This is a genomic window from Veillonella parvula (genome assembly GCF_024461875.1).
GTDB lineage: Bacteria > Bacillota > Negativicutes > Veillonellales > Veillonellaceae > Veillonella > Veillonella parvula_I.
In genome coordinates, this window is record NZ_JANGAL010000003.1 from 155,562 (window position 1) to 182,319 (window position 26,758).

General features: G+C 40.2%; 22 protein-coding genes, 1 tRNA gene and 1 pseudogene. 20 read left to right on the plus strand and 4 right to left on the minus strand.

Annotated elements, in window-relative coordinates:
* Window positions 1-165 precede the first annotated feature (165 nt).
* The 19 genes and pseudogenes from NE668_RS06575 (at window position 166) to NE668_RS06660 (ending at window position 22,437) form a co-directional block, all read left to right on the plus strand.
* Window positions 166-753, plus strand: a complete 588-nt coding sequence (locus NE668_RS06575) for a DedA family protein (RefSeq protein WP_008602158.1) — start codon at window positions 166-168, stop codon at window positions 751-753.
* A 10-nt stretch (window positions 754-763) separates the two neighbouring features.
* Complete coding sequence (locus NE668_RS06580) at window positions 764-2,395, plus strand: ArnT family glycosyltransferase (protein ID WP_227037269.1); 1,632 nt, start codon at window positions 764-766, stop codon at window positions 2,393-2,395.
* Between the two features lie 437 nt (window positions 2,396-2,832).
* The gene (locus NE668_RS06585) at window positions 2,833-3,786 is read left to right on the plus strand and encodes an ABC transporter substrate-binding protein (protein WP_187002402.1); all 954 of its coding nucleotides are present in this window, start codon (window positions 2,833-2,835) and stop codon (window positions 3,784-3,786) included.
* A gap of 10 nt (window positions 3,787-3,796) precedes the next feature.
* Window positions 3,797-4,549, plus strand: coding sequence for an ABC transporter permease (locus tag NE668_RS06590; protein WP_008602165.1), 753 nt, complete (start codon window positions 3,797-3,799; stop codon window positions 4,547-4,549).
* 11 nt (window positions 4,550-4,560) lie between these two features.
* Window positions 4,561-5,334, plus strand: a complete 774-nt coding sequence (locus tag NE668_RS06595) for an ABC transporter ATP-binding protein (protein WP_227037270.1) — start codon at window positions 4,561-4,563, stop codon at window positions 5,332-5,334.
* A 266-nt stretch (window positions 5,335-5,600) separates the two neighbouring features.
* On the plus strand, window positions 5,601-6,398 hold the full coding sequence (locus NE668_RS06600) for a uracil-DNA glycosylase (RefSeq protein ID WP_227037271.1): 798 nt from the start codon (window positions 5,601-5,603) through the stop codon (window positions 6,396-6,398).
* Window positions 6,382-6,507 (plus strand): annotated as a pseudogene (locus tag NE668_RS10350) (DUF805 domain-containing protein); the annotation flags it as partial. The gene NE668_RS06600 and the pseudogene NE668_RS10350, both read left to right, overlap by 17 nt.
* Before the next feature lie 435 nt (window positions 6,508-6,942).
* On the plus strand, window positions 6,943-9,105 hold the full coding sequence (locus tag NE668_RS06605) for a ribonuclease J (RefSeq protein WP_264467100.1): 2,163 nt from the start codon (window positions 6,943-6,945) through the stop codon (window positions 9,103-9,105).
* Window positions 9,106-9,298: 193 nt separating this feature from the next.
* A complete protein-coding gene (locus NE668_RS06610) occupies window positions 9,299-10,258 on the plus strand; it encodes a DUF2232 domain-containing protein (RefSeq protein ID WP_227037273.1) in 960 nt (319 codons plus the stop codon).
* 16 nt (window positions 10,259-10,274) lie between these two features.
* On the plus strand, window positions 10,275-12,302 hold the full coding sequence (locus NE668_RS06615; RefSeq protein WP_227037274.1) for a DHH family phosphoesterase: 2,028 nt from the start codon (window positions 10,275-10,277) through the stop codon (window positions 12,300-12,302).
* On the plus strand, window positions 12,299-12,745 hold the full coding sequence (gene rplI, locus NE668_RS06620) for a 50S ribosomal protein L9 (RefSeq protein WP_004694699.1): 447 nt from the start codon (window positions 12,299-12,301) through the stop codon (window positions 12,743-12,745). Before NE668_RS06615 ends, rplI begins: the two co-directional genes overlap by 4 nt.
* Window positions 12,746-12,814: 69 nt before the next feature.
* Window positions 12,815-14,173, plus strand: coding sequence for a replicative DNA helicase (gene dnaB, locus NE668_RS06625; protein WP_008714774.1), 1,359 nt, complete (start codon window positions 12,815-12,817; stop codon window positions 14,171-14,173).
* 208 nt (window positions 14,174-14,381) lie between these two features.
* Complete coding sequence (locus tag NE668_RS06630; RefSeq protein ID WP_227037275.1) at window positions 14,382-14,801, plus strand: hypothetical protein; 420 nt, start codon at window positions 14,382-14,384, stop codon at window positions 14,799-14,801.
* A 223-nt stretch (window positions 14,802-15,024) separates the two neighbouring features.
* The gene (locus tag NE668_RS06635; protein WP_227037276.1) at window positions 15,025-16,308 is read left to right on the plus strand and encodes a Y-family DNA polymerase; all 1,284 of its coding nucleotides are present in this window, start codon (window positions 15,025-15,027) and stop codon (window positions 16,306-16,308) included.
* A 56-nt stretch (window positions 16,309-16,364) separates the two neighbouring features.
* On the plus strand, window positions 16,365-16,691 hold the full coding sequence (locus NE668_RS06640; RefSeq protein WP_012864895.1) for a YolD-like family protein: 327 nt from the start codon (window positions 16,365-16,367) through the stop codon (window positions 16,689-16,691).
* A gap of 173 nt (window positions 16,692-16,864) precedes the next feature.
* Entirely contained in the window at window positions 16,865-18,397 is a 1,533-nt protein-coding gene (locus NE668_RS06645) for an ABC transporter permease/substrate-binding protein (RefSeq protein ID WP_227037277.1), read from the plus strand.
* 255 nt (window positions 18,398-18,652) lie between these two features.
* Entirely contained in the window at window positions 18,653-20,782 is a 2,130-nt protein-coding gene (locus NE668_RS06650) for a heavy metal translocating P-type ATPase (protein WP_227037278.1), read from the plus strand.
* Between the two features lie 444 nt (window positions 20,783-21,226).
* Window positions 21,227-22,180, plus strand: coding sequence for a magnesium transporter CorA family protein (locus NE668_RS06655; RefSeq protein WP_004694714.1), 954 nt, complete (start codon window positions 21,227-21,229; stop codon window positions 22,178-22,180).
* A gap of 168 nt (window positions 22,181-22,348) precedes the next feature.
* Window positions 22,349-22,437, plus strand: a tRNA-Ser gene (locus NE668_RS06660).
* 203 nt (window positions 22,438-22,640) lie between these two features.
* On the opposite strand, the gene NE668_RS06665 is transcribed toward NE668_RS06660, so the two are convergent.
* The 4 genes from NE668_RS06665 to NE668_RS06680 form a co-directional block, all read right to left on the minus strand.
* Complete coding sequence (locus NE668_RS06665; RefSeq protein WP_256196318.1) at window positions 22,641-22,766, minus strand: hypothetical protein; 126 nt, start codon at window positions 22,764-22,766, stop codon at window positions 22,641-22,643.
* A 124-nt stretch (window positions 22,767-22,890) separates the two neighbouring features.
* On the minus strand, window positions 22,891-23,910 hold the full coding sequence (locus NE668_RS06670) for an Abi family protein (RefSeq protein ID WP_227037279.1): 1,020 nt from the start codon (window positions 23,908-23,910) through the stop codon (window positions 22,891-22,893).
* Between the two features lie 121 nt (window positions 23,911-24,031).
* Window positions 24,032-24,415, minus strand: coding sequence for a hypothetical protein (locus NE668_RS06675; RefSeq protein WP_227037280.1), 384 nt, complete (start codon window positions 24,413-24,415; stop codon window positions 24,032-24,034).
* 68 nt (window positions 24,416-24,483) lie between these two features.
* Window positions 24,484-24,783: a hypothetical protein gene (locus NE668_RS06680; protein ID WP_227037281.1), complete on the minus strand. Its 300-nt coding sequence runs from the start codon at window positions 24,781-24,783 to the stop codon at window positions 24,484-24,486.
* 678 nt (window positions 24,784-25,461) lie between these two features.
* Here NE668_RS06680 and NE668_RS06685 point away from each other — a divergent pair.
* Entirely contained in the window at window positions 25,462-26,688 is a 1,227-nt protein-coding gene (locus NE668_RS06685; protein ID WP_227037282.1) for an MFS transporter, read from the plus strand.
* Window positions 26,689-26,758: the final 70 nt, after the last annotated feature.

Sequence of the window (26,758 nt, forward strand, 5' to 3'; positions counted from 1 at the left end):
ATCGCATACTGTTTATACCTTAAAGAGGCCCCACTTGTGGTGAGGGTCTCTTTATTATGGTAAAATATATGGTGTACCAAATGGTTGGGTGAGATTTTCACGAAATGATGTACAAGCATAAGTACATTATAGAACCCGGATGGGGATTTTTAATGAGGTAAAATAGTGGAATATATTATTTCGTTTATGGAAACATATGGCTATACGGCCATGTTTATTGCAATGGTTCTAGAAAATGCTAATGTGCCTATTCCAAGTGAAATCGTACTTGGTTTTGCGGGGTATTTAATAGCTCAAGGCATATTTGATATGCATACAACAATGGTGGTAGGTATCTTAGCAGGTATTGTTGGTTCTATAGTATCCTACTGGATGGGTGAGCATGGTGGGCGCCCTTTATTATTGAAATATGGTAAATATATATTCTTTAATGAACATAAATTTGAACTGGCAGAAAAGATGTTTAATAAATATGGCGGTGTAGCTGTATTTTTTGGTCGACTTTTACCTGGTGTTCGTACCTTTATCTCCTTCCCGGCAGGAATGGCACGCTATCCCATGTGGCATTTCATCATCTGGACGGTACTCGGTACGATTCCTTGGACGATTTTGCTCGTTTACTTAGGCAAGGTACTTGGTGAAAATTGGCAAGACCTTATCGAGTACAATCATGAGTTCTTGATTGTTATGATCGTTGTATTTGTCATTATAGCTGTAGTACTGGGCTTTAGATACTATCGTAATCGTCGATAAGGAGGCCCTTATGAAACTCTCTCGATTAACACCAGTCGTATTTATTGTGTGGCTAGTGTTTTATATGTTTGGCAATAATATGTTGCCTGTTACAGATCCCGTTGAATCTAATTATGCGTTAACGGCAAAGGAAATGGTTCTTTCAGGTGATTGGCTATCTCCGCAGATTTATGGTACTTATTGGTACGATAAACCCATCATGATTTATTGGCTCATTGCTCTTGGCTTTAAAATTTTTGGAATTGCTGATTGGGTGGTGCGCCTACCGAGTGCTATTTTCGGTGCTTTGTCGGTGGCGACCATGTATCAATCTACGCGTACCATGAGCGGTAAGTGGGCGCTTGGTCTCATTGGGGCATCCGTTCTGGGCACATCTCTCATGTTCTGGACCGTAGCTCATGGCGTTATTACGGATATGGTGCTCCTTTATACGACATTGATGGTCATGATTTACTCCTACAAGGGACTGGTGGAACAGAAACCGTATGCCATGATTGTAGCCTATGTATTTGCTGCGTTAGGCGTACTCACTAAAGGTCCGGTAGCCATTGTGTTGCCTGGTATGATTCTGCTTGTTTTTGCAGGTATTAATCGTTCTTGGTCTATGGTGAAAGCCATCTTCAATTGGCGTGGCATTTTAGCTTTTTGTGTAGTTTGTTTGCCGTGGTATGTGTACATGTATAGCGTTCATGGTCAAGACTTTATCAATGGCTTCTTAGGACTTCACAATGTAACGCGTGCTACTCAATCGGAACATCCAGAAGATAATGTGTGGTGGTATTATCTCGCTATCTTCCTTGGTGCTTCTATGCCGTGGACGGGTGCTGTTATTTACGGTATAATCGATGGCTTTAAACAACGTCATACAGGGTTTATCTATAATATGACTTGGGGTGTTGGAATTGTGCTATTCTACACCTTGATGGCAACAAAATACCCTCTATATACCTTTGTTAGCTTAGTCCCATTTAGTGCTATCGGTGCTTTGGGCGTTATGAAGCTTATTCGCAAAGGCAAATCTAGAGCCTTAAAATGGATTATTATGGGGCCGACGTTGCTTTTGTGGATTGCTTATGTAGCAGGTTCTTTCTTCGCACCATGGGGTTTTTATTGTTTGCTCTATGTCGTGGTTGCTATGGCAATATTGGCTATGTTCTATACATGGTATACGAAACGAGGATATCGTTTAGTTACAATTATTGTCCTTGGTACGATGGTTATATCTTCTATAGTTGTTATGGAAGGTTTAGAGCCATTCGTTAAGCAACGTAGTAATATTGATGTTGTTCCAGTAGTGGATTCCTATGAAGGGGATGTCTATTACTATAACGGCTATAGTACGGCTGTTGTGTATTATACGGGCCATAAGGTTATCAAGATTAATGGTGATGAAAGCCGCTGGGATGATCGAGATAAATTAAAAAAACGTAGCGCTGAATGGCAGAAGAAATATCTTATGGAACAAGTAAGTGAAGAGGAATTTAACAAGATTATCGAATCTGGTAAGCCACTTATGTTAATCGTTCCAAAAGGGGAAATTAAGCATTTCCGTCAGTCCTCCATTTATCCACATGTATCTGAGTCTAGTGAAGCGGGTACATCAGAAGTTTACGTATTAAATAAAAAGACTCTATTCAAATAATTGTGAAAACTTAATAAACATTAAAAACAGGTAGTATCCAATAGATGCTACCTGTTTTTTGTTAATTAGCGCCTTACCACTTTTTGTTAATTAGTTGTTTGCTGTTTTTGGTTAATTAAAATCTTGCAGCTTTATGTTATCTGAACGTTTACTGGTGTTGATCCTCTACATACTATCTATTTATTTGCCTTTTATATTAAAATGCTTATTTAAATGAATAGGCTCTTGTCTATATTGACATTTTTCGTACATAAATAATAATACCTACAATATTAATATGATTTATTGACATAATTAATACATATTGTTATAGTAGGTTATATTAAGTTTAGAAGACGAGGTGTTCTAAAGCCTGATTTCATCTAAGGTTTAGAAAAATGCGGAAATTGATATGAGTCATAAACGCCCCTTGTTGTGAGGTAGAAAGAGGGGACATTATGAAGAAAATTTGGTATCTAATCATTGCTGTTGTGCTTCTCGTTATCGGAGGTGCGGCGTATGCATATTATCAGCATACGGTACCGAAGTCAGCACAGGAGCTGAAGACCGTGCGCGTTGCGTATTTACCGATTACTCATGCGCTGCCGGTATTTGCTACGAAGGAATTGGAGACAGCAGATGGTCCTGTCCATGTAGAGCTTGTTAAATACGGTTCCTGGCCGGAACTCATGGATGCGCTCAACACCGGTAAAGTAGACGCTGCAGCCGTTCTCGTTGAGCTCGGCGTAAAGGCTCGTGAACAGGGCATAGATGTGCGCGCGGCGGCATTAGGTCATACGGAAGGCAACATTATCGTTGTAAATAACGATATTAACTCTGTACAGGATTTGAAAGGTAAATCCTTTGCTATCCCTCATAAGCAATCAACTCAAAAAATCCTCGTAGACCTCATGCTTGAACGGGCAGGTCTTAGCGAGAAGGACGTACAGATAGTGGAGATGAGCCCTCCTGAAATGCCGTCCGCATTGTCGGTCGGTCAAATCGCTGGCTATAGCGTGGCGGAGCCATTTGGTTCTCTTGCTATAGAAATGGGAGCTGGGAAGGTCTTTGAAGACCCTGATCACTTATGGCATGACAATATCTGTTGCGCCCTCGTGTTCAACGGTCAATTCGTCGATGAACACCACGATTTGGCGAAGGCTTTCACAAAAGCTTATCTCGATGCAGGTACATATTTAGACGAGCATCCGGAGGCGCAAAAGGAGATTTCCTTAAAATACATGAAGTTTAAGGATCCTGTTATTGAACATTCCCTCAAAGTGATTGGGTTTAAAGATTTAGCCCTTACAGAGGAGCGTTACAATGCGCTCGTGCATCACATGACACATATTGATTTAATCAAAAACGTGCCGAGCTATTCAGAGTTTGTAGATCAAACATTGTTACCATAGGAGGGGGACCATGAAGAAATATACATATGTGCCAGGCTCATTTATCGCAGCGTGGCTAATTTGGGAATTAATCGTTCGCCTTGGCGGATTTAACGAAGCCTTGCTGCCGACGCCATACAAAGTGTTGCTCGGCTTTGGGGAGCTCATCGGAGACGGCGTGTTATTCAAGGATGTTGCGGACAGTTTGGTGCGCTTTTTCATAGGCTATATCATTTCCGTCGTAGCCGGCGTATTCCTGGGACTCATTTTAGGCTGGTATAAGGGTATTTGGAACTATATTAACCCTATCGTTCAGGTGATTCGTCCCATTTCACCGGTGGCATGGTTGCCGTTTATCGTACTGTTCTTCGGTATCGGACAGGCGCCGGCTATCGTCATCATCTTTATTGCGGCGTTTTTCCCGGTTCTCTTATCCACGGTGTCCGCGATTCAGAATATCGATCCCGTATACATCAAGGTGGCCCGAAATTTTGGTATCAAGCAGCCGGAACTGTTATTTAAAATCGTATTGCCCGCCGTGTTTCCCGGCATCGCATCAGGACTTCACATCGCGCTCGGAACGGCGTGGATTTTCCTGGTGACGGGGGAAATGGTAGGCTCTCAGACGGGTCTTGGATTCCTCATCATCGATATGCGGAACAATTTGCGTAACGATCTTCTGATGGTGGCGATTTTGACGATTGGCTTTGTAGGACTTTTGCTCGATTGGGGCGTGTCCCTCATCGAAAAATGGATTTATAGACGTTGGGGCATTGAGAAATAGGAGGTGGACGCATGGGTTACATTTCGGTGCGCAATGCACACAAGGAATTTATGAAAGATGGAGAACCGCTCACCATCCTTGAAAATATTAATCTGGACATTGAACGAGGTGAATTTATTTGCCTTTTAGGTCCTTCCGGGTCCGGTAAAAGCACGCTTTTAAATGCTATGGCCGGCTTTGAGCTCGTTACTTCGGGCTCTATTACCATCGACGGCGCGGAGGTGAAAGCACCTCAACTGCGGTATGTAACGGTCTTTCAAAATTACGGACTGTTGCCGTGGCGAACGGTGGAAAGCAATATTGAACTGGGCTTTGAAAGCAAGAATGTACCTAAGGAAGAGCGACCTGCTATCATCGACAAATACGTGAAAATGGTGGGGCTCGACCATGCGCGCAATCGCTATCCGGCGGAGTTGTCCGGTGGGATGCAGCAACGTGTATCCATTGCGCGGGCGTTGGCGGTCGATCCGGACATTATCTTCATGGATGAACCGCTAGGGGCCCTCGATGCGTTGACACGCATCAATTTACAGGATGAAATCTCCCGTATCTGCCGTGAAGAGGGTAAAACGGTCGTATTCGTTACGCATGATATCGAAGAGGCGGTGGTTCTTGCGGATCGCGTCGTAGTGCTCGCTGCTAATCCGGGACGGGTGCAAACCATTATCCCCGTCAATCTCATCGATAGGACGGACCGGACCTCGGCGTCCTTCGTCAATATTCGAAACCACATATTTGAACAATTCCAACTCGCCAAAGAAGACAAAATCGAGTTTTATATATAATTGTGATGTTGCATGTAGATATATTTGAGTATTAATTTTGCATCAAACTTTCAGAAATAGGTGCTATTATGAATACAGTAACAGTATACATTTTATGTAGTGCGTGATTATCGGATATAGTATCACATATCATGATTGGGCATCGTAATATATGGATTGTATTACTATAGGTTTTAGTGTATAAATACAGTATATAAAAGCTTGATAATCATGATATACAGCATTATTAATTATATGGTTCGGTAGTATAAATTGGGGGAAATCCTATGTCCTTATTTGCACCAGAGGAAGAAAAAACGCTGTCTTTTGATGAATATATGGCCTCGTTTGATGCGGATCGGGTAGCAAAAGTACAGCAGTTTGTAGACTGGCTCGGTCAATATAGAGGCGAGCTTGTTCACAATCCGTGGGGTGAGGTGAATTCCGACCTCGAAATTGTTCGGTCTGACTTTGATGCGGCGCAGGTGCGTCGTAACAATTTGACGGCGTATTTGTTGCCGCGGTTGGGACGCTCCAAAATCTTTGTAGTGGCAGAGGCTGTCGGATATCAAGGCGGGCGTTTTTCGGGCATTGCCATTACCTGTGAGCGCATGTTGTTGGATAAGCATAAAACAATTCGGGCGCATCAGATAACGCCTGTTACATTACAAAGAACTAGCTCCCCTGTGAGTCCTATGCTGAAACGGACTCAACAGGAACAAGGGTTTAACGAACCTACGGATACGGTAGTATGGAGTGCCATCATTGAACAGGGAATCGATCCGTACGATGCACTGTTGTGGAATATATTTCCATTTCATCCTCATAAGGCGGACGAATCGCTCACTAATCGGACACCGACCGAGTCGGAGCAGCAGCTAGGTTGGGAATATACGAAAAGACTGCTGGCATTGCATACCGAATTAGGTGGACCGAAGCCGCTCGTGCTCGCTGTCGGTCAAAAATCGGCGGACACGATGGGGCGATTCGGCCTTTCAGCCATCGGTCTTAGACATCCGGCTAACGGTGGGGCTAATTTATACCGTGAAGGTTTTGCTAAAGCTATAGGCCAATCAATATGGTGAGGCGTTGAGGAACATCGCTATTGACAAACGGTTGGCATCTATTATGAAGATATCGCCTACGAGTAGCGCTTTCACTACTCGAATTCTCGTTGCATTGCTGGTGAGTGCATATTGAAGGATTTTATAAAAGTATGCCAGATGATAAATAATGAAATGCTTTGGGGCGGTTCGGTTTGAGCCGCCCTTTTAAGTAGCAGTAAAATTTTATATTACTTTTAATGAATCAAGCGTAGAACTCTTTTGTTTATGTTATTTTTATGTTATAATGAGCACAACGTATGAAAGTGAGGCTTTCATCAAAACAGATCGGACTATATTGCACTGCGTATCGGATTGAGATAAAAACAGAGGTCTCTTGCGGTTGAAGCATCTGATAGTGCACTATACTCATTTGCTGCGGCAAATGGCACACAAACTAGGAACGGCAAAATTTGATAGCGCATTTTTGCGCCCATTTGACGAGACGCTAGTATAATAGCGCCTTTTTCTTTGTGTGACATTTCCTCGTGGCATAGATCAATTCAAGTGATAGGTGAGAAAAACTATGTTAAATAAATTAATGAACAAAATTTTAGGAGGAACTGTGAATACAACAGATAATCAGGTTACTGCGCAAGTGAAAGCAGAACCGACAGTAGCAAAAGACGCTACTCTTACAGCTGCGACTGAAGGCGAGCAAAAACAAACGCGTCGCCGTACAAATACACGCCGCCCTGCTGGCGAAGGTCGTACGCGCCAACAAACAGCTGGTGAAGGTGCAACACGCCAACGCCGTTCTACAAATACTCGTACAAGTGGGAATAGTGGCCGTACTAATACGACTCGCCGTACAAATACACGCCGCAATGCGGAACAAGGTGAAGGTCAAGAACGCAAAACTCGCCAAACTCGTGCACCGCGTGGTGAAAATACACGTAATGCGCGTACTAATAATGGTCGCAATGGCCAAAATGGTCAAAACCGCAATAATAACCGCCCAAATAACCGTTCTACAGGTTGGAATAACCAAGAGGAACAAGTGGAATTAGTTGGTCGTACGCCAAATGGCGCCAACAAGGGCAAATTCCAAATTATTCCACTAGGTGGTCTTGGTGAAATCGGTAAAAATATGACCATCTTCCAATACGAGGACGAAATTATCGTTCTTGACTCTGGTCTTGCGTTCCCTAGTGAAGATATGCTTGGCGTAGACATCGTTATTCCTGATATGAGCTATATCATCGAGAATAAGGATCGCGTGAAAGCTGTCGTAATTACTCATGGTCACGAGGACCATATCGGCTCCTTGGCGTACCTAATGAAAGAAATTAGCTGCCCAGTATACGCAACAAATCTCGTTTGTGGCTTAATTGAAGGCAAGTTTAAAGAACATAAGGTATCTCCAAAATGTCTTCGTACGATTGCTGCCGGCGATGAAGTTCAAATTGGTCAAGTGACTGTTGGTTTCATCCAAACAAATCACTCCATTCCTGACTCCTGCGCTGTATACTTTAATACACCAATCGGAACAATTCTTCATACAGGGGACTTTAAAATTGACCAAACTCCTGTTGATGGCCGTTTGATGGATATGCACAAATTTGCTGAGCTAGGTAACAAAGGCGTATTAGCGCTCTTGTCGGACTCTACAAATGTAGAAAAACCAGGTACTACCGGTTCTGAAAGTTCCGTAGGCCCTGCGATTAAACAAGCTGTTGGAGAAGCAAAAGGCCGCGTTGTTTTGGCGACATTTGCATCCAACGTATCCCGTATTCAACAAGCTATTGATGCGGCGGTTATGTTCAACCGTAAGGTTGTAGTTATGGGCCGTAGCATGGTCAATGTTACAGAAATTGCCCAAGAACGCGGATACTTGAATATTCCACCAAATACAATCATCGACGTAGATGTAATGCACAACTACACAGATGACCAAATCATGATCTTAACGACTGGTTCTCAAGGTGAACCGATGGCAGGCTTGTCCCGTATGGCAACAAGCAACCATCGCACTGTAGAATTGGCACCGAATGATACTGTTATCATTTCTGCAACACCAATTCCAGGCAACGAAGGTGCTGTAGGTAGAACTATCGATAACTTGCTTCGTTTAGGTTGTAATGTGGTATACGGTAAAGACCGTGGTATTCACGTATCTGGTCATGCGAGTCAAGAAGAGCTTAAAACAATGCTTAACCTTGTTCGTCCAGAATACTTTATCCCAGTTCATGGTGAGTATCGCATGTTGCGCCGTCATGGTGAACTTGGTGTGGCCATGGGCGTAGATCCTAAGAAAGTCCTTATCGGTGATAATGGTCAAATCTTTGAATTCGATAAAGATGGTGGTCGCAAAGGTGGCCGCGTACAAGCTGGCGCTATCTTCGTTGATGGCCTTGGTGTTGGTGACGTAGGTAATATCGTTATCCGTGACCGTCAACAATTGGCACAAGAAGGTATGGTTATCGTCGTTATGGCGATGGACAAAGCTTCCGGTACTATCGTAGCTGGTCCAGACCTCGTATCTCGTGGTTTCGTATACGTTCGTGACGCTGAAGAACTCATGCTTGCTGCGGAGCGCCGTGTAGAACAAGTCCTTGAAGATTGCGAAATGCAACGCATCAAAGACTGGACAACCATTAAGCAAAACGTACGTGACGCATTGGGTAAATTCTTCTATGATAAAACCCGTCGTCGTCCTATGATCTTGCCGATTATTCAAGATGTATAATCTTATATAATACAGAAAAGTACCGCACCTCATGGTGTGGTACTTTTGACATTTTAAAAGAGCAATAAAAACTACCATTAATAGCATTGCTATCGCATTTGTCTACTATATGGGGTATTTGAAGTTACCCTTTTAAACTGTTATAATTAAAAGATACCAATTAATATATCTTCTTATGTAAGAATGGTGATTTATGAATAAAACAAATACAAGAGCGATGGTAGAAACTGCATTTGTATCGACCATTGTTGTTATGTTAACTATAGTAGGATCGACAGTGCCCTTCCTTAGTTTGCTTGCCACCTTGGTTGCACCTTCTGGGATTGCACTGATTGGCATTCGCTGGGGTAGCCGATATAGTTGTGCCGCGTCAGTGGTAGCTTTTGCCCTCGTTTCGCTTTTAGTAGGACCATTAATGGCAATGGCTACTATTTTGGCATATTCTTTGCCGAGTATTTTCCTTGGAGAAGCTTTTAGAGCGAATTGGTCTTTTGGTAAACTTATCGTTATACCTGCTATTGCACTTACTTTAACGAGCCTTATAGGAATTTTAATTTCTGCAGGCCTCACATCTTTTGACTTATCTCAGATTAGTCGAATGATTGATGTAGATCTTAAGAATGCTATAATTGAGTCTGTAAAGCAGCAACCTATGACACAAGAACAGATGAATGCATATATTAACCGTTTAGATTTTGCATTTCAGCAAGTGAAACGAATGCTTCTAGCCTATTGGTTTGCAGCGAATGCAATAGTGATTTATATCTTGGCTAAGCTTGTATCGTATATCGGTCGCCGCACAAATAGTGTGATGCGTACGTTGCCAACAATGGATACGTGGCGCATGCCACTTTGGGGGGCTGGTGTACTAGCGGTTGGTATAATCCTTGCTTATGCTGGGCCATATCTTGGCTATACTGAAAGTATTCTTGCTGATGTAGGCCTTAACCTAGCTTTATTTGGTGCTATGATTTGTGGACTTAATGGCATTACATGTTTATTGTCCATCATGAAATCCTATAATTTAGCGGGTATTTTTAAGTTTGCTATTATAGCTTTTTTATATATAATGAGTCCATTGGCACTCGTTATATATGGTGTTTTTGATATGTTTTTAGATATGAGAGCACGTTTCGAAAAACGTAGCTCATAATAGAAAGGAGGCCGTTATGAAATCCTTTCAACGGAGATGGAAAGGTTTAGAAATTACCATTGTTGCCGTTCTCGTATTATTGCTATTATTGTTGGCCTATTTAAATTGGGCTATTGCAATTTTAGCATTAATCATTGTAGTAGCGGCGTATTTGGTTAATTATAATACCCTTCATAACCGGCGTCGTTTAGCAAGAGAACAGTTTAGTGCGATGATGAAAAACGTCACACAAGCTTCTAACTTTGCTTTACAAAATTTGCCAATGGGGATTGTTCTTGTTAATAAGCAAGGCACCTTGGTGTGGAATAATAGTGTTTTCGCTGACTGGGTTAAGGTGGACTGGAATAAGCTCCAAAAAATGTCTGCGTTGTTACCTGGTTTCCGTATCGATAAAATTTGGGGTAAGTCCGGATATATGACGGAAAAATATGAAAATCGATACTTCCAAATTATTTATAAATTTATCGATCCTCGGGATACCCGATCAGATATTGATAGTGAAGATGAACTGGCAGAACATGCAGTGATGGCATTGTACTTCAAGGACATTACAGACCTAGAAAAAGCCCGTATTAAAGCCGAAGAGGGGCAACCTGTATGGGGTATGATTCAAATCGATAATCTCGAAGAATTGACAAAAGGCCTTAGTGATCGTGAGTATACTAGTATTTGGACAGATATAAATAATATCATTATGGATGAAATCGATCGCTACGAAGGTTTTATTCGTAACTTCCAAGATGATATGTATACCTTTGCCATTTCTCGTGGTGCGCTTCATGAGATGGAGGAAGATGGTTTTAAAGTGCTCGAACGAATCCGTAAAGTACCATCTCCACGTCAAGTACCAGCTACGATTTCCATTGGTATTAGTGAAAATGTAGGCTCTGTGAAAGATGTATCTGGTCGTGCTCGTGCAGCCTTAGATATCGCCTTAGGTCGCGGTGGTGACCAAGTCTGTATTATGGATGGTGAAAGTACACGTTTCTTTGGTGGTAATACGGCAGGCGTTGAAAAGAATACGCGCGTTCGTGCTCGTGTTGTATCTCAAGCAATACATGAGCTTATGATTGATTCTGATAAGATTCTTATCATGGGGCATCAACGTGAAGACTACGATGCATTAGGTGGTATTATCGGTGTAGCCGCCATTGCTCGAGCACTTGGTAAAGACGTGCGCATTGCACTTTCAAAAGAAACTAGCGCCATTGATAAAATGGTGAATGTTCTTAACGAGTCAGAGTTCTGGAAAGAGAATATTATCACTGCAGAAGCTGCAAGAGTATGGGTAGATGCGAATACGCTCACTGTCGTGTGTGATACGCATCGTCAGGAAATGGTGGCAGCTCAAGAGGCGCTTGAAATTTCTGAGCGACGCATCGTTATCGACCATCACCGTCGCGCAGCGGACTTTGTAGAAAATCCATTGCTTACCTATTTGGAACCAACTGCATCGTCCACATCTGAGCTCGTAACAGAGCTTGTACAATATGCAGGGGTTCCTGTGAAGCTTTCAAAAGCGGAAGCTACAGGTATTTATGCAGGTATCGTATTAGATACGAAGAACTTTGTTCAACAAACTGGGGCACGAACCTTTGAGGCTGCAGCATTTTTGCGTCGTGCAGGGGCGGATATCGACAGAGTCAAACAATTGTTTATTGAAACTTTCGATTCTATCCAATTGCGTGCTAAAATGGTATTTGAAGCAAGTCGTACTGAAGGGATTGCTATTTCCGTAGCGCCTGAAGGTTTGAAGGATATGATGGCGTTGGCTGCACAAAGTGCGGACATGCTCATTAGTAATGAAGATATTGAAGCAGCTTTTGTACTATATTCCCTAAATGATGGCGGTATCGGCGTCAGCGCTCGATCCAAAGGCAAGGTGAACGTACAAGTTGTAATGGAAGCCTTGGGTGGTGGCGGTCATAGAACTGTGGCTGGTGCTCAATTACAAGGTATGACCATAGAGGAAGCGAAGCAGGCCATTTTGGAGCATGCTCTTGATGCGCTTCATTCCGTAGAACAAGAGGAGGAACAACAATGAAAGTAGTATTGTTAGAAGACGTTAAAAAAGTTGGTAAAAAGGGCGAAATCGTTGAAGTTAGCGACGCATATGGTCGTAATGTATTGATCAAAAAAGGCCTCGGCCTTGAAGGTACAGCAACTAACGTAAATAATGCGAAACAAAAACAAGAATCCATTGCTCATAATAAAGCCGTTGCAAATGACGAAGCTAAGATCTTGGCAGCTCAATTGACTAAGGTTGAAGTAACTGTAAAAGTTCGTATGGGCGAAGAAGGCCGTGTATTCGGATCCGTTACTGCTAAAGATATTTCCGATGCTGCTAAAGCTCAATACAAAGTAGATATCGATAAAAAGAAAATCGAAATTAAAGAACCATTGAAAACATTGGGCGTACATGACGTATTAGTTCGTGTTCATCCTGAAATTACAAGTACTATCAAGGTTAATGTAGTAGCCGAATAATAGTATTCACCATGCTCTTTGAGTATGGTGAATTCTTTTATCCATAGTGGTTGTGTGAAGGGGATTATCATGGATGTACGCATTCCACCGCATAATCTAGATGCGGAAAAGGCCGTTTTGGGGGCTTTATTAACTAATGGATCCAATATGGGTGCCGTTGTAGATACGGTGACGAGTATTCTTAAATCTGAAGATTTTTACCGAGATGCACATCGTATTATTTACGATGCTATTCTAGAAATCGTGCATGCCAATAAGACGGCTGATTTTATCACCGTTGGTGAAGAGCTAGACCGTCGTAAGCGCCTTGATGCGGTAGGTGGTCTTGCTTATATTACATCTCTTGCGAATGAATCGGTTTCCTACAATGTTGAGGAACATGCGAAAATCATCAGCGAGAAAGCTCAGTTGCGCCGCCTCATCGATGCAGGGAATAAAATCGTAGGCATGACGTATGCTGGCGAAGATGAGCCGACGGCAATCCTCAATAAGGCAGAGCAAATGGTGCTAGACGTAAGCGGTCAAACTCAGTCTGAATCATCCTTTGCAGCCATTGGTGAAGTGGTTTTATCTAATCTAGATAAACTCAATGCACTGCAACAGCATGATGGTGCTATTACAGGTGTTCCAACAGGCTTTAAAGATGTGGACCACATTTTCAACGGCTTACAAAAATCTGATCTCATCCTCGTAGCAGCTCGTCCTGCGATGGGGAAAACAGCTTTCACCTTGAATATCGCTCAAAACGTAACGATGTTGTATGATAAGACGGTGGCGTTCTTTTCCCTGGAAATGGGCAAGGAACAGCTCGTTGGTCGTATTTTGTCCTCCGTGGCAGGTGTGAGCTCTGAAAAATTGCGCCGTGCGAACATGGATCCTGCTGACTGGGAAAAGGTTATTGCCGCAGCGGACCGCATGAGTAAATCGAAGCTCTTTATCGATGATACGCCGGGTCTTACTGTACAAGATATGCGCTCTAAATTGCGCCGTCTCAAGGTAGAACATGGCCTCGATCTCGTTATCGTCGATTATATTCAGTTGATGCAAGGTCGAAATGCTGGTAAGGGCAGTGAAAATCGTCAACAAGAGGTGTCCGAAATCTCTCGTAATCTTAAACTGATTGCTCGTGAATTTAACGTGCCGGTTATCGCTTTATCCCAGTTATCTCGTAGTGTTGAAAGCAGACCAGATAAACGGCCTGTGCTTTCGGACCTTCGTGAATCTGGTTCCCTCGAGCAGGATGCAGATATCGTTATTTTCTTGTACCGCGATAAATATTACGATGAAAACTCTGAAAAAGGGGACAATGCAGAAGTCCTCATTCGTAAACACCGTAATGGATCCATCGGTACCGTAGAACTCCAATTCGTTGGAGAATTAACACAATTTAGAGACGTAGAATTCCGAGACCTAGGGCCGGAACAATAATGAATGCTATCGGGGCGTGCCTATATTGATGGGGCCCCGTGACATAGCTACATTTTAATTAAAAAGAAAGGACTATACTTCTTTGCTCCTCGTGACCTGATGTCGCTGCATAAGTATAGTCCTTTCTTTTTATCACTGTAGATATGAAGGTGTCCCATCAATATAGTGGCACTCGATAGTTTTCGTTGTATTGTTGGGAGAGGAGCGTATGATGGTTAGAGGTACTGAGTTTTTTGTGTTTTACTTCTTTTGTGTGGCTCTTGGGTTAATAATTAGTGGGTTGTATTTAATTATCAAACGATTTTTATTACGTCACAATGGAACTCCAGTAACGATTGTGTCTATACTTCCACGAGTTACAAAGGAAATACCATTTAGAGTGATTGGTGCGGATAGATATATTTATGGTTATGATATTAAGTATATTTTGAATGGTGAAACTCATACTGCTGAGAGTGTAGAGTTTTATATTCCTTTTGCACCAACCAGTGGACCTATGGTTCAATTTAGTCCGACAGGTGTGCTTGCAAAAAATGGAGAAGTAAGTATAGATAATGTGACGATAACTATTGAGTATGGCGCTGTTTCAATTGTATTAGGGGGATTAGTGTTATTAAGTTTGTTTTGATAGAAATAAATTAGCTATCTTTAATAGTTTGTTAAACATATGGCATCTAACATTAGATTATATATCTAGTGTTAGGTGTTTTTTATTTTTCTATAAAATTACCTTTATAAAAACAAACATATGTTTGAAAATACTTTGTTTTTTTGTTATACTAATCATACAAATTCTTGCGTTCTTAATTTTTGTAAAAGCCAGTTTTTTAGCGCTTTAGGGAGGTGTTTGTATGGGTTCAGCTGATACGAATCGGCTGTATATGTGTATTGATTTGAAGTGTTTTTACGCGTCTGTAGAATGTGCCGATTTAGGACTGGATCCGTTTATGACGCCTCTGGTGGTGGCCGATGGTTCTCGTGGCAAGGGGGCTATTACGTTGGCTATTTCTCCAGCCTTAAAAAATTTAGGTGTGAAAAATCGCAGCCGATTATTTCAGATTCCACCGCATATTGAGTATTTGACGGTGAAGCCACATATGAAGCGGTATATGCAGGTGTCTGCTGAGATTTATGGAACCTTGCTCAAGTATGTGGCGCCCGAAGATGTACATGTGTACTCTATCGACGAGTATTTCATCGATATCACGCCCTATTTACCACTATATAAAAAGACGCCTCGTCAGTTGGCGCAGATGTTACTCGATGCTGTGCTAGAGGCAACGAAGATTTATGCCACCGTTGGGATTGGTACGAATCTGTTTCTCGCCAAGATTGCCCTCGATATTTTGGCGAAACATGCGCCTGATTTTATAGGTTATCTTGATGTAAGCCTCTTTAAAGAGAAAATTTGGTATCATCAGCCCTTGACTGATATATGGCAGATTGGTAAGGGCATAGCTAATCGCTTGCATAAGTACGGTGCTTATGATTTACATGGTATTACCATGATTCCAGAAGCGAAGTTGTACAAGGAGTTTGGCATTAATGCAGAGCTCATCATTGACCATGCTTGGGGCCGTGAGCCTTGTACGATTGCGGATATCCATGCGTATCGCCCCATTAAGCACTCTATCTCGCACAGTCAGATTTTGTTGCGCAATTATACCTATGAAGAGGCATGCGTGCCTATGCGTGAAATGGTAGAGTCCTTGGTGTTAGAGCTTTTACAAATTAAAGGGGTTACAAATCATATCTATGTTCATATCGGCTATGCTAATGAAATGATGCGCTCTACAGGAGGTTCTAAAAAGCTTAAGCAGTATACAGATTCTCTACAGACCTTGACGACGGCGGTTATTAAATTATACGAGCAGTATTGCCATAAGAATGAGCTCATACGGCGTATAGGGGTCAGCTTTGAGGATTTAGTCAATCGTTCCGCCATACCGCAAGAGGAGGACTTATTTAATATTCTTGCTACCGATACAGAGGAAAAGGAACGCCAAGTACAAGAAGCTATGCTATCCATTAAGGAACAGTTTGGTAAGAATTCTATATTGCGTGCCTCTAGCTTGCAAGAGGAAGGAACCATGCGCTTTAGAAACACCTTGGTAGGCGGTCATAATGGGGAATAGATATTATAATGGATACATTGGAAATACATTAGTCGCGTAAAGGGAGGTATACATTAATGAAACATCGTATGTCTCGTTTACAACGGGCAAAACAATTTATGCCCTTTGCGGCATTGAGGGGCTTTGAAGCATTATTAACTGCTGTAGCAAGGCCAAAAGAAGATCGGGCAGAGTTGTCAGAGGATCAAATAGATGAGTTAAATACAGTTTTACAATCTGTACGTTGTGGGGAATGGGTACGAATTGTTTATTACAACAAACAAAAATATACGGAGCTTATAGGCGTTGTTGATATGATTAGTGAGCAATTACAAATTCTCTCTGTACAAGGGACTGTTATTCCTTTCAGATATATTAAAGAGCTGAACTTGTATGATATATAAATATAAATGATGGCTTTTACTGTGTATGGTAAATAGACTAGAGTTAAGAAATAATTAGGTATACAATAGTATCATGGGTAAATATAGCTTGATAAAGATTTCTTGCATTTTATTGACTCTAATATGCCTATATAATTTTTCGTGTTTCTTGACTTAGAAAGGCGGTGTATGTAATGCATGATGTCATATCATTACTTATAAATCGCTATGATTTTTTCCTCCAGCTATTATGGGAGCATATAGAAATTTCAGTATTAGCTTCTGTTATTGCTACCATCATCGGTGGATTATTGGGTGTGTTTATATATGAATATAAACGGCTAGCTGCGCCAGTTATGGTAATGGTCAATTTCCTATATACAATTCCATCTATATCGATGTTAGGTCTCTTATTATATGTATCCGGCGTCGGTAATACGACAGCTATCATTGCATTGGTTATATATGCTTTATTACCGATGGTACGGAATACATTTACTGGTCTTAACCAGATTGATAAAGCCATGTGTGAAGCGGGAACTGCGTTAGGGCTCACACGGATTCAACGTTTGTGGAATATAGAGATTCCCTTGGCTATGCCGACGATTATGGCTGGTATACGGACTATGCTCGTTATGACCATTGCCTTGACAGGTATTGCATCCTTTATTGGTGCTGGTGGCTTAGGTGTGGCGATTTATAGGGGCATTACAACGAATCAAAGTGCTTTGACGATTGCCGGTAGTCTACTGATTGCACTATTAGCTATTACTGTTGATGCGCTCTTTTCTCTAGGTGAAAGAGTAACGCGTATTAGCCCTCATATGAAGCGTTATACGATTATATTTGTTTCGATTATGACGCTAATTGCAATGGGTATAGGTGGCTGGGCTATGTATTGCCGTCATGTGAAGACCGATGTTATTCATATTGCAACGAAACCTATGACGGAACAGCTTATTTTGGGGAATGTTTTAAAAGAATTAATCGAGAAGAAGACTGATTTAACCGTAGAGGTTACAGAAGGTGTAGGCGGTGGTACATCAAATATTCAACCAGCTATGCTTTCTGGCCAATTTGATATATATCCTGAATATACTGGTACGGCTTGGTCTGCTGTGCTGAAACGTACAGATGCTTATGATGAAAGCCTATTTAATGAGCTTTCACAGGCCTACAAAGAGAAATATAATTTTGAGTGGGTCGGCATGTACGGCTTTAATAATACCTATGGCATAGGGGTGCGTAATGAAATCGCTCAGAGTTATGGCGTAAAAACATATTCCGATCTTGCTCGTATAGCACCATCCCTAACATTAGGAGGGGAATATGATTTCTTTGGCCGTGAGGATGGCTATGCTGGATTACAACGTGTGTATGGCATGAGCTTTAAAGCTACTAAAGATATGGATATAGGACTAAAATATACGGCTATTAGTCGTGGTGAGGTGGATGCAATGCCGATATTTACAACTGATGGACAATTAAGTATGGCGCCAATTACGGTGTTACAAGATGATAAACATTTATATCCATCCTATATGGCTGGTAATGTGGTGCGTAGTGAAGTGTTAATCGCTCATCCCGAACTGCGGCCTGTATTAGAAAGTTTAAATCATACGATTACAGATCAAGAGATGGCAAAGATGAATTATGCCGTTGAAACGGAACATCAATTACCAGCTGATGTAGCACATCAATTCTTGGTAAAACGAAACTTGATATAAACTGAATATAGTTAGAACTAAAGTAAATAAAATTTGATATATAGTGAATATAATTTTGTATTGACATTTAATCTCCTTTAATGTAATATAAACATATGAACAGATATTCATATAAATAAAAATATCTGATGAATAATGTTTAGGAACATATATAACAAGATATGAAACAAGATATGTCTAATAAGTATTAGAAATAGACAATAAATTAACTTATAATATAGGATAGAAACTTTCACTATTATCAAAGGAGATATCATGGAAGAAACATTATTGTTGAAGGATTTGAACTGTCCGAACTGCGCAGCAAAAATTGAAGATCGTATCCGTAAAATGGATGTTGTAGAGACTGCCAATTTTACACTTGCTACACATCAATTAAAATTAACCGGCTCTTGGGAAGACCGCGAAGCTCTTAAACGTGATATTCAAGAGATTTGTGATGCCATCGAAGAAGGCGTTACAGTAGCAGATTATGAACGTAAATCTAAAGCGGCTATGGATGATCATGGTCCTGACCAGGATCGTGGTAGTGATGCTGTAACAATTGCAGTCATCGTAGCAGGCTTGTTATTCATGCTTTATGAAGTTTTGTCATCCTTTGTCCCATCCATCAGCTTGCCAGAGAGTATTGAGACTCCAATTTACTATGTTGCGTATATTCTTCTTGCGTTCCCAGTATTGCGCATCGCAGGTCGTAATATCCTAAAAGGTGAAGTATTTGATGAAAACTTCTTGATGTCTATCGCTACATTGGGTGCTATTGCTATCGATGCATTACCTGAGGCCGTAGGTGTTATCTTGTTCTACCGTATTGGTGAGTTCTTCGAAGAAAAAGCAACTGATCGTAGTCGTACAGAAATCATGAACGCTGTCGATATGCGTCCTCAAGAGGTGCGGGTTGTAGATACAGACTGCGGTGGTGAAATCGTAGTTATGGCTCCTGAAAAGGTTGAAGTAGGCTGGACTATCGAAGTTCGTCCTGGCGATTTAATTCCTCTAGACGGCACAGTGCTTGAAGGTGAAACACGCGTTAATACAGCGCCTGTAACAGGTGAACCTGTACCTGTTCGCGCCGTACCTGGCACTCAACTTATGTCTGGTTGTATCAACGAATCTGGTCGCATTACAATGCGTGTAGATAAGGTTCTTGAAGAATCCATGGTTACTAAAATTCTTGATGCCGTGGAAAATGCAGCATCTTCTAAACCTAAAATCGACCGTTTCATTACGCGTTTTGCTCGCGTATACACACCAATCGTTGTAGCTCTTGCATTGGCTGTAGCTATCATTCCATCCCTTATTACTGGTGAATGGCATAAATGGATCTACACAGCCTTAACATTCCTCGTTATTTCTTGCCCATGTGCATTGGTGCTTAGCGTGCCACTTGCATTCTTCTCCGGTATCGGCAATGCGTCTAAACACGGTATCTTATTAAAAGGTGGTCGAGTTATCGAGGCGTTGGCTAATGTGAAAGCAGTAGCTCTTGATAAAACTGGTACTATCACATCTGGTGAGTTCAAAGTTCACAGCGTAGAAACTGTAGGCTCTCATGTAAGTTCCAGTCAATTGTTATCCATGGCGGCAGCTATCGAAGCCGTTTCTACACATCCAATCGCAACAAGCATCGTGTCTGAAGCAAAAGATCAAGGCCTTACAGTGGAACCTTCTGATTTCGTTCAAGAGTTAGCTGGTGAAGGTATGGTAGGTATGGCAGATGGTCAACAAGTACTTATTGGTAACCGTCGTCTTATGGAACGCTATAATGTGCAAGGCTATCCAACAGAAGCTGCTGAATATGGCACAGAAGTTCTTGTCGCAGAAGGTAATACATACTTAGGTCGTATCATCATCGCCGATGAAGCTCGCCCAGACTCTGCTGAAGCGATTGCTAATCTTAATGGTCAAGATATTAAAACTGTTATGCTTACAGGTGATGCTGAAGCAAGTGCAAATTACATTGCTAAAGAAACTGGCGTAAGTGCTGTACGTGCTCAGTTGTTGCCTCAAGATAAATTGTCTGTTGTACAAGATATTCGCTCTGAATATGGTCCAACTATGTTCGTAGGGGATGGCATCAACGATGCTCCAGTACTTGCAGGTGCTGATGTAGGTGGCGCGATGGGTAGTGGTGCTGATGCGGCTATCGAGGCGGCAGATGTTGTGTTCATGCGTCCATCTTTGACTGCTATTGCATATATCCTTGACTTGGCCAAAGCGACATTACGTGTAGCATGGCAAAACGTAGTGTTCGCTATTGCTGTTAAAATCCTTATCATGGCGCTTGGCCTCATGGGCTATGCATCCATGTGGTGGGCGGTATTTGGTGATACTGGCGTATCCATTCTTTGTATTTTGAACTCTATTCGTATCTTACGCCGTTAATTTGGTGAAAGTAATCTTATAGATTAATGCAGAAATATAACAAATGACATGATTCTGATTTGACAGAGTAGGATAAAACAAATAACCTCTATATTAGCGATAAGCTAGTATAGAGGTTATTTTTATAAGCTTTAACCTAATGATATATTGCTGATTATTTGTTTGCATGCTTACTCACTGTAAGTTTTAGTGGTTTAATCTTTTGGTGGATTTTTAGTTTAGCAGCCTTATTAATCTATGTGCTCGCTAGATTTTTTGGTAGATTTGATAAAAGGATGTTTTGAGATGCTTTTAACATATACAATTGTGCATTGTTAATAGACATAAAGCGGTTTATGTATATACTACATAAACAAAACTTTCACAATTGAATTGAATAATAGCTATAAAATAGTATATAATTTATTAGATGATTACTATATGTTCGTTGGAAGGAGGGATAGCATGATCACGGTGTACAAACACATAGAAGAAGAGTTGGTTTCAGACTGCACTGTATCAGATGCCACAAAAGGTTCTTGGGTAAATTTGGTGAACCCAGACCCCGATGAGTTGTCCCTCATCAATATTTTGACGGAAATTCCAACGGACGTTTTAAAGACCGCTCTCGATATGGAAGAACGTTCTCACGTGGAATTAGAGGACAACTATATTTTCGTGGTTATCAACATTCCTGCGATTCGCGGTAATGATATGTACGATACGGTGCCACTTGGCATCTTTTTGACGCCTGACTTCTTCATTACTGTATGTCTTGAAGAATCCGAGGTGTTGTATCCGTTCATTTCAAACCAACTGTCTACATTCTATACATATAAAAAGACGCGGTTCTTGTTCCAAATCTTGTACCGTACAGCCACATTGTTTTTACGTTACTTACAACAAATTAACCGCCGTACCGACGATATTGAAGTTCAGTTGCGTCATACGACGAAGAATAAAGACTTCTTCCAACTATTGGAATTACAGAAATCCATGACATACTTTACCTCTGCGTTGCGTACGAATGGAACTGTTATGGAACGCCTATTGCGCTTGCGTGGTCACAGCACTTATAGACATTTGCTTAAAATGTATGAAGAGGATGAGGATCTTTTGGAAGACGTTATCATCGAGAATAAACAGGCCATCGAGATGGTTGAAATGTATTCTAATATCTTGATGAATATGATGAACGCCTTTACATCGATTATCTCAAATAATCTCAATATGGTGATGAAAATGTTGGCGGCCCTTACGATTACTTTGGCGGTGCCGACAATCATATTCAGCCTGTGGGGAACGAATGTGGCGTTGCCATTCCAGGATGATCCGAATGGATTCTACGAAGTAGTAGGTATTTCCGTGGTGTGTTCTATCATTGCTATCATCGGCATGTGGAAAAAAGACCTATTCTAACATATATGACAAATAACTAATAGATTAGGGCAATACTAAATGTTAAATACAAATGAAAAAGCTGGCTGTAAGTCAGCTTTTTTGCTTGCTTATGTATTATATTATTGCTTATTTACGTATTACGTTGTTGCTTATTATTAGACCAATCTGATATAATAGTACCGTTATGGAGAGGTGTCCGAGTGGTTTAAGGAGCTGGTCTTGAAAACCAGTGACTCCGCAAGGGGCCGTGGGTTCGAATCCCACCCTCTCCGCCACTAATACATACAACTATCACAGATTATAACAAATTGTAACGGACTATAACAAATATAGTAAGAATAAGGGTTTATAACGGTATTGTAAGATTACAATTATAACGAATTGTAACGAATTATAACACAATTTTGCCACCATTTTGCCCCCAAAAGAATAAAATGATTTGCCCCCATTGCATGCAGTATGTAATGGGGGCATTTTTCTATTTATGACTAATAGCAGATCCAATTTTATTAATAGCGGTATTCAATTCTGATTTCATTTCATCAGTAACATGTGTGTAGACTGCTAATGTAGTATGTGGTTCATTATGGCCAACACATTCCATGATTGCTTTTAATGGTACATTCGTCTCTGCTAGAAATGAAATATGGATAGAATGATGTTGATGTGATATGCCTCTTAGGTATATCGTGTTCTCTCATTCTGTTGGTAGCAGAATGAGGTTTTTATTAATTAGAAAGAGTTTGTTGATACTTATCTAATCGATCTAATATATTGGAGGGCAATGCTGTTAATTTACAATAATCCGCAAATAGATTCGTTCTTAGTTGATTTTGTTCCTCTGTAAGATTATTAAATATTGCATTTTTAAAATCTGTTATAAAAAGAGTTTTTAAATATGCATCGTTTAAAAATAAAAGTATTATCAAAACAACTGAATATAATCCTTTACATGCTGCCTTATCAATATTAAGTGGCTGTTTTTTGTCAGGTGTTAAATAAATTAAATAAGGCAAAACTTTATATAATTGCTTTGGCTGTATTGAATGTTCTGACCTATATTGGACAAAATGTAAATTATGAGCGGCTAAATTCCTGAAAGCACGTACATTTTCCAATCCATTTCGAATGATATCAATTTTCTGGCTGTATTCGATTTTTTCATAGTTAGAATCAAATATAGTTTGTAATATAGGTTCTTTTTCATTACGTTCTAATACATTGAATAAATTTATAGCGTCACCAAATGAAATATTTTTAAAGAGAATCCAAGGAGGGACATGATTATGATTCTCTATGTAATGCTTGCTAGGTAGCTTATGTTTTTTCTGATCCATTAATAGAGGAAGAATTTCGGCTAAAACATTATCTTTGAAAGAAGTACCACAAGCATATGACTGATAGTGGTTGCTATTCAGATAACTATCTTGATGAACACCAAAAGAGCTTGCTATAGAATATGCTAATAGATTCTTAAACATGTTTTCAACAAATAGACTATATTTCATAATAAAGGCTTGAATGCTTTTATCTAACAAATGAAATTCATATAGATACTCTATAGATATGCCTACCTTGAACTTGTTATTTTCCATGAATATATTTTTATAACCATTAATTAGGTCATAATATGAAATAGATGTAAGCACTCGTTTTGCTAAAGTACAATCTGTAATTAAAAGATCGTAATCGTTTATTAATTTAGATATTTGTTCTTCGTAAGTTTTAAATGGCTTATCATAGACCATATGTACTCCTAGACACAAAAAAGAAACCCGCTACATTAAGTAGCGGGCATGGTGATACGCTCATAGTCGTACCGATTTACTACTTAATATATAGCATATAGGACATGGTTTTGTCAATAATTTACTCATTGGTTAATTGAACCACATCGCCTAGAATGATAGGAGTGATTGGAGGTGGTGTTGGTGTATTTGTGAGTGTTATCTTGCTAAATTCCTGTGATTCTTTTCTAGTTTGTTGCATTAGCGATTGTAAAGGACTAAGAACATTTACCTTAAAATATTTAAAAATCTTACATTCAGAAAATTTTTCGTAAGGCATACTGATTTCAATAACCGCCTTTACTGCATCATAGGAACCATAATTTTTACCATTTACTATAATATCAGTCCCTTTTTGGATAATTCTAAGCGTTTCACCTTGTTTTGCCCCATCTTTAAGCCCATAGTTTATTAATACTGTTTTTGATGTAGGTATTGCAATAACTTCGTATTCTTTAATTGGCATGTTATTCTCTCCTTAACTAAACCATATAGTATTAGTAATTGTATTATACATAATTTGTATAATGATTATTAACATGAATATGTCTTAATGATATATTGTCCACAATCACATTGGTAAATAGACTTATCTGTAGCATTATCCATATGAATATGCATTTTCTCTTTTAATTTAGGTATTGGATTGTGGCATTGTATGCAGTTCAGTTGATTGTGTTTAATGTAAACCCCACTATAGCGAATACCATCTATATCAACTACTTGTAGATTATCATCATCTAAGGCAGCTAATTTTGATAATGCATAGATGTTATTTAGAATTTTTTGCTCTGCCTCTGATTTATTAATAAGATTAATTTTGATTTTATCCATAGAAGTTAACTCTCCTTATATTTTTTAATTTTTCTAAACTATTAGGAATACCGGATAATCAGTAAGACTATAGAATGAATTATTTTTATAAGCGTGGATATACTCATCAGGTGATAAAAAGCTTAATTGTAAAAGCATTGATTTGTCGTTCTAGTTTATCTATATAATAGAATGTAATGGGCCTACAGAAAGGTACATTAGTATTATGATGCTAATATATTTTGGTTGATATAAATAGTACGAATCCTATAATTAGTATCACACTATCCTAATAAACTCCTTAAATTTTTAAATCTGCTCACAATATTGAGATATTCATATAAGTGAAACGAATTATTGGTATTGTGTATTGCAATTAACTCTCTAACTATTTGATAGAGTCGAAAGAGTTTTCAGTACTATTACCTAGGGTTGAATATCATTAAAGAAAAATATAACACGATCTCCCATGCGGGTAATTACAGATTAGTAATATTTTTAGCATCTATAGTTATATTGCTGGAGATACTAAATTATACTATGAATATTAACAACAAAGACTCTTTATTGCTTTCAGTATAGCATAGGTGAAAGCAAATGAGAATTATCGATAAAAAGAATAGTTTTATATAGCCAATCTTTATTCACTATGGTATGCTATCGATATATTTATTAGGTAATCTTTAGAAAGGAGCTCGTATGAATCGACTTAGTTTCTCGCGAACTCAGATTTTAATTCTCCTTAGCGTGTGGCTCACGTTCTTGTTGAGCTTTGTTATGCGCTTGTCCTGGGCATCTGTTATGCCTATCCTCAATGAGGCGTTGCATTTCACAGCTAAGATGGGGGCTCAACATATTTCGGCCTTTTACTTTGGTTATGCGTTAACGGTATTACCAGGCGGCATCTTAGCCGATAAAATCGGCTACAGACGTACTATCTTGTTTAGTTTGATTGGTATGGCCGCTGTAACGGCTTTGATGAGTACCATTACAGACTATAACATGGCTTGGGGCTTGCGCTTCTTATTAGGGATTATGTCTGGTCCTGTACAAGCTTCTTGCTTGAGTGCTATCGGAGATCACTTCGGTCCCAACCAACGGGGGGCGGCCGTAGGTATCTTTATGAGTTGTACGTCTTTTGGCATTACTACGGTAAACCTTTACGCACCTTATGTGGCTACACATTACGGCTGGCAAACTGCATTTCTTGCTACAGCCATCTTGCCGTTGGTAGTGCTTGTATTATGTTACTTCACAGTGCGTAAGCCGAGTGCAGAAGTTCTCGCACAACGAGAAGCAGAGGCTTCCGAAGCGGCTGCTAAGCTTGGCGTAGGACAAACGTCTTTAGTAGAAAATTTGAAGCACATCATTTCCAACCGCAATATTCGTTGCTTGGCAATTGCTGGCTTCTTCGCCACAGGTACGACTTGGGGCGTAACGCAATGGGCGAACTTATACATGGTTAAACAATTAGGTGTAACGGCTATCTATGCAGGCCAAGTCATGAGCGTGTTCGGTACGGCTGCGCTCATTGCGAAACCAACGATCGGTATTTTATCTGATATCTTACCAATTAAGAAGAACCATTTAGCGGCTCTCGTTATGTTCTTGTTTGGGCCAGCTTTAATTTTGTTTGCAAGCACGTCAAATCCAAATATGCTCTTTGTAACAGGTCCGATTCTTGGTATTGGGGCCTTCATGCATAGTGCGTTGACCAATGCTCTCGTAGTTCAATCTGCAGCACCTCATTTGCGCGGTACTACAGCGGGCTTTGTAAACTTGTTTAACCAAATTGGTGCTCTTTTGGCACCACTTCTCTTGGGCAATGTCCTTGTCATGACGGGTAGCTACCAAATGTCTTTGATGTCTATCGCTATAGCTCCTATTATCGGTGCATGTGCATTATTCTTTATTCGTCTTAAATAATATAAATGGATCCGTACATGAATTGCTCTTCTAAAAATTGCATCTAATTGGAGGGCAGATTAAAACGGAT

Bases quoted from the DNA above. Each gene is read 5' to 3' on its own strand.
- NE668_RS06580 (WP_227037269.1), top strand. From the start codon at position 764: ATGAAACTCTCTCGATTAACACCAGTCGTATTTATTGTGTGGCTAGTG.
- NE668_RS06585 (WP_187002402.1), top strand. From the start codon at position 2,833: ATGAAGAAAATTTGGTATCTAATCATTGCTGTTGTGCTTCTCGTTATC.
- NE668_RS06590 (WP_008602165.1), top strand. From the start codon at position 3,797: ATGAAGAAATATACATATGTGCCAGGCTCATTTATCGCAGCGTGGCTA.
- NE668_RS06595 (WP_227037270.1), top strand. From the start codon at position 4,561: ATGGGTTACATTTCGGTGCGCAATGCACACAAGGAATTTATGAAAGAT.
- NE668_RS06600 (WP_227037271.1), top strand. From the start codon at position 5,601: ATGTCCTTATTTGCACCAGAGGAAGAAAAAACGCTGTCTTTTGATGAA.
- NE668_RS06605 (WP_264467100.1), top strand. From the start codon at position 6,943: ATGTTAAATAAATTAATGAACAAAATTTTAGGAGGAACTGTGAATACA.
- NE668_RS06610 (WP_227037273.1), top strand. From the start codon at position 9,299: ATGAATAAAACAAATACAAGAGCGATGGTAGAAACTGCATTTGTATCG.
- NE668_RS06615 (WP_227037274.1), top strand. From the start codon at position 10,275: ATGAAATCCTTTCAACGGAGATGGAAAGGTTTAGAAATTACCATTGTT.
- rplI (WP_004694699.1), top strand. From the start codon at position 12,299: ATGAAAGTAGTATTGTTAGAAGACGTTAAAAAAGTTGGTAAAAAGGGC.
- dnaB (WP_008714774.1), top strand. From the start codon at position 12,815: ATGGATGTACGCATTCCACCGCATAATCTAGATGCGGAAAAGGCCGTT.
- NE668_RS06630 (WP_227037275.1), top strand. From the start codon at position 14,382: ATGATGGTTAGAGGTACTGAGTTTTTTGTGTTTTACTTCTTTTGTGTG.
- NE668_RS06635 (WP_227037276.1), top strand. From the start codon at position 15,025: ATGGGTTCAGCTGATACGAATCGGCTGTATATGTGTATTGATTTGAAG.
- NE668_RS06640 (WP_012864895.1), top strand. From the start codon at position 16,365: ATGAAACATCGTATGTCTCGTTTACAACGGGCAAAACAATTTATGCCC.
- NE668_RS06645 (WP_227037277.1), top strand. From the start codon at position 16,865: ATGCATGATGTCATATCATTACTTATAAATCGCTATGATTTTTTCCTC.
- NE668_RS06650 (WP_227037278.1), top strand. From the start codon at position 18,653: ATGGAAGAAACATTATTGTTGAAGGATTTGAACTGTCCGAACTGCGCA.
- NE668_RS06655 (WP_004694714.1), top strand. From the start codon at position 21,227: ATGATCACGGTGTACAAACACATAGAAGAAGAGTTGGTTTCAGACTGC.
- NE668_RS06665 (WP_256196318.1), bottom strand. From the start codon at position 22,766: ATGGAATGTGTTGGCCATAATGAACCACATACTACATTAGCAGTCTAC.
- NE668_RS06670 (WP_227037279.1), bottom strand. From the start codon at position 23,910: ATGGTCTATGATAAGCCATTTAAAACTTACGAAGAACAAATATCTAAA.
- NE668_RS06675 (WP_227037280.1), bottom strand. From the start codon at position 24,415: ATGCCAATTAAAGAATACGAAGTTATTGCAATACCTACATCAAAAACA.
- NE668_RS06680 (WP_227037281.1), bottom strand. From the start codon at position 24,783: ATGGATAAAATCAAAATTAATCTTATTAATAAATCAGAGGCAGAGCAA.
- NE668_RS06685 (WP_227037282.1), top strand. From the start codon at position 25,462: ATGAATCGACTTAGTTTCTCGCGAACTCAGATTTTAATTCTCCTTAGC.